Source organism: Fulvivirga kasyanovii (assembly GCF_009711405.1).
Taxonomy (GTDB): domain Bacteria; phylum Bacteroidota; class Bacteroidia; order Cytophagales; family Cyclobacteriaceae; genus Fulvivirga; species Fulvivirga kasyanovii.
Window position 1 is genome coordinate 1 of record NZ_SMLW01000271.1, and the last position, 3,767, is coordinate 3,767.

General features: G+C 42.1%; 4 protein-coding genes. 1 reads left to right on the forward strand and 3 read right to left on the reverse strand.

The genetic code is table 11. From position 1 onward, the window contains the following. Nucleotides 1–54: 54 nt before the first annotated feature. Complete coding sequence (locus tag E1163_RS01785) at nucleotides 55–828, forward strand: class I SAM-dependent methyltransferase (RefSeq protein WP_155168853.1); 774 nt, start codon at nucleotides 55–57, stop codon at nucleotides 826–828. 613 nt (nucleotides 829–1,441) lie between these two features. On the opposite strand, the gene E1163_RS01790 is transcribed toward E1163_RS01785, so the two are convergent. The 3 genes from E1163_RS01790 to E1163_RS01800 form a co-directional block, all read right to left on the reverse strand. Further along, nucleotides 1,442–2,407 (reverse strand): glycosyltransferase family 2 protein, encoded by a 966-nt coding sequence (locus E1163_RS01790; protein WP_155168855.1) that lies wholly within the window; start codon nucleotides 2,405–2,407, stop codon nucleotides 1,442–1,444. 1 nt (nucleotide 2,408) lies between these two features. After that, nucleotides 2,409–3,377, reverse strand: a complete 969-nt coding sequence (locus E1163_RS01795; RefSeq protein ID WP_155168857.1) for a glycosyltransferase family 2 protein — start codon at nucleotides 3,375–3,377, stop codon at nucleotides 2,409–2,411. A gap of 2 nt (nucleotides 3,378–3,379) precedes the next feature. Beyond that, a partial coding sequence (locus E1163_RS01800; protein WP_155168859.1) for a DUF4199 domain-containing protein occupies nucleotides 3,380–3,767 on the reverse strand: 388 nt, incomplete at its 5' end.

Here is a 3,767-nt window from a genome sequence, read left to right on the forward strand (position 1 = left end):
GACAGGGTTTTGAACCCTGTCAGAGTTAGTGAAAATTGATATATTTGCCCCTTCATGAAAAAGTTGATCAGCTTCATTATACGTTTTGTGCCCCGTAAGTATTTGCAGCGGGTAAGTGCACCTGCGCTAAAAGTAGTAGGTATATTTCTCCGTGGCAATAATGTCACCTGCCCTATCATCAACAAGAGCTATAAAAAGTTTCTTCCCTACGGACGTATTAATCCTCGTGCAAATGCTCTATGCCCTGATTCGCTTTCGCTGGAAAGGCACCGTCTTTTGTGGCTTTACCTGAAAGAGAAAACCAACTTTTTTAGTGAGAAACTTCACTTCCTTCATATTGCTCCTGAGCAGTGTTTCATGAAGCAGTTTGAGGCCCAGCATAAGGACGGATACATTACCGGAGATTTGGAATCCCCGCTGGCCAAAGTAAAAATGGACGTGCATGAAATTCCATTTGAGGCCAACACGTTTGACGCTGCCATGTGTAATCACGTTATGGAGCACGTAGATGATGATATCAAAGCTATGAGCGAAATCTATCGGGTATTGAAGCCGGGAGGGTGGGCCATTATGCAGGTACCTTTCTTTAATCCGATTCCTGATGTCACTTTTGAAGACAAATCCATCACTGACCCCCGCGAGCGGGAAAAATGGTACGGACAGGATGATCATGTGCGTTTGTATGGCAAAGATTACCCTGATCGCTTACGTAAGGCTGGGTTTGAGGTCACTGAGGATAGATTCATTTATGAATTGGGTGAGGAAGCGGTTAAAAAGTATGCGCTGCCTGCTCATGAGATCATTTATTTTTGCAGGAAGAAGGGGTAATTGAGGGTTGATCCAAGTTCCCGGTGAAATCAGCGTTCGTATCTTTTTTTGACAGGCACCTGTTAATGGCAATCGGCAAATGCAGTCGACAAACTTATGGTTCGAGCAAATGATCTCAATGCTTTCCGATCTAATCGTTCAATTTCGCCCTTTCAGGGCAGGAATTCCGCTTGTGTAGTATGGACTAATAAGTTTTGCAGTCTACAGTTAAAGACGAGACGGAGTTTTAGTATTGCTGTGGTTTTTATTTTTTTAAGATCGAAGAGTTTGTCTTGAATTTTCAGCGAACAGAGCTAAACGGCGGCTTTACTAAACTTTCGAAAGCTTGGTAAAGCTGAACTGTTCTGTCGCACGGGCAGCGGTAATGACCTCAGGCCATGGTAATTTCAGCCTTTCAGGCCTTTTAACCAGGTGTGTTTTTATGACAAAAGGCTTCACCTTTTGCTGGTAGATTATGCCCTTTCAGGGCTGGCATTAGTTGATATTGATTTCACAAAGGCTGCACCTTTTGCTGATTGATGGCACCCTTTCAGGGTTAAAAGTTTAAGCTTTTGCTGTTTTTTGAAGTTTTTAGTAAAGTAGCTGCTTAGTTTAATCAAATATGGCTTTGGATTTAGCCTTTCGTTAATTTTCTCCAACCTTCGGTAAGGAAGCCGATACCATAAGCAAATAATTGCGTAAAGGCTGCTCCTACACTGAGGGTAGCTACTGACAGGCTCTTCTCTTTGGCAAAGGCATCAAAAAATATAAGTCCAAAAAATGATACGAAGAGTATGAGTGCAACAGAAAAAAGGACTGTGCTGATGACGGGAAGCAGCCACATGAAAAAGAAGCCGAGGGTGAAAATGACCGGCAGCAAATGTACGAGCTTTACCTCTCCGGGGTAGAACCTGCTGATGTTGATCCTGGCTCGCCCGAAGAAATGCAGTTGTTTATAGAACTGGCTCAGGCTGGTTCGCCGCTTGTGGTAAACGTAGGCATCTTCTATCAGGCCGGTTTTAAAGCCCAGTTCAATAATTCGGATACTAAATTCAATATCTTCCCCCATTCGGGTGATCTTGTAACCCTTGGTTTTCTGGTACACTTCTTTGGAGATCCCCATGTTAAAACTCCTCGGGTGGAAGGCTCCCATGCGCTTTTTACCTCCTCTTATACCTCCGGTAGTAAAAACGGAAGTCATGGAGTAACTAATGGCCTTTTGTGTGGGTGTAAAGCTACTGTGGGCACGGTCAGGGCCGCCATAAGCATCCAACTTATGTTCGTCAAGGTATTTATCCACGGTTTCAAAGTAGTGCTCAGGGATAATGCAATCTGAGTCAAACACGACCAGAAAATCTCCTTTTGCTCTTTCAAAGCCAAAATTCCGACTAAATCCCTGCCCTGAATTGGGCTTGTAAAAATAGGTAAGGTGTAGTTTACCTGTATATTTTTCAACTACATTGTCGCACTTCTTTGAGGAGCCGTCTTCGACTATTAATACCTCAAAGTTGTCATAAGTCTGCCGGGTCAGGCTTTCAAGTAGCTCATCTACCTCGTCAGGACGGTTGTAAACAGGAATAATTACGGAGTAAAGACGCATTTTATTCTACACCTATCTTTTCTATCACGAGGTATTCGTTGGATGATTGCGATTTCATAGCCATCATCTCAGCCAGGAAGCCGGTTAAAAACAACTGCACACCAATTACAAGTGCTACAAGTGCGAGAAAGAACAATGGCTGATCTACCACATCCCTTGCCGGCATTTTGTAATGCAACCGATAGAGCTTATCCCCTATAACATATATGGTGATGATAAGACCTGATAGAAATGACAATGTACCCAATGAACCAAAAAAGTGCATGGGCTTTCGCTTAAATTTAGAAACGAATGTAATGGAAAGCAGGTCAAGAAAACCATTGATAAACCGCTCCAGGCCAAACTTGGTAGTACCGTACTTTCTGGCACGGTGCTCCACTACTTTTTCCCCTATTTTGGCATAACCATTCCATTTGGCAATTACCGGGATATAGCGATGCATTTCTCCATAAACATGGATATTATGCACAACCTGATTTTTATAGGCTTTCAGCCCGCAATTGAAATCATGAAGTTTTATCCCGGATATTTTCCTCGTGATGTAATTGAAGAATTTTGACGGGATGGTTTTTGAGATCGGATCATGACGTTTTTTCTTCCAGCCTGATACCATATCATAACCATCGGTCATGATCATTTTGTACAGATCGGGAATTTCATCGGGGCTATCCTGCAGGTCGGCATCCATGGAAATCACCACATTGCCTTTGGCCTTTTTGAAACCGGTGTTTAGAGCGGCTGACTTTCCATAGTTTCTGTTAAACTTAACACCTTTTACGTAGGGATTGGTGACAGAAATATTGCGCACGACCTCCCATGAGCGATCTTTGCTACCATCATCCACCAGTATTATTTCATAAGTAAAGCCGTGTGTTAACATTACACGGCTTATCCAATCACAAAGTTCCGGCAGTGATTCCTCTTCGTTGTAAAGAGGAACCACTACGGAAATATCCAAATTATTTAACATAGTTACATATCAAGATCCGGATTACTATTTTTAGTAAACGCGCTGATGATCAAAGATAAGATAAATCCAAAAAATACAGCCACTAAAATGGCGAATACCGATATAATTTCAGGGGTCATAAATCCACTAGTCATTGACATGGCCTGATCTATTTGCTCTTCGCTCATACCTTGTGCCTGCATATCTTCCAATTGCTTATCTTTCATGATTTCCATAAAAGAACTATCAACGAACTTGATATATACATAGAAAAAGACAGTATAAACGATAGAACTAATGGTAACAGTAAGTGTACCTATTCCAAGCCCCTGCCCATATGACATAAAACCATCGCCTTCCTGCTTAAATTCTTTGTGAGCCAGAACAATAAGAATGATAGTAGGAATCATA

Bases quoted from the DNA above. Each gene is read 5' to 3' on its own strand.
- E1163_RS01795 (WP_155168857.1), bottom strand. From the start codon at position 3,377: ATGTTAAATAATTTGGATATTTCCGTAGTGGTTCCTCTTTACAACGAA.
- E1163_RS01790 (WP_155168855.1), bottom strand. From the start codon at position 2,407: ATGCGTCTTTACTCCGTAATTATTCCTGTTTACAACCGTCCTGACGAG.
- E1163_RS01785 (WP_155168853.1), top strand. From the start codon at position 55: ATGAAAAAGTTGATCAGCTTCATTATACGTTTTGTGCCCCGTAAGTAT.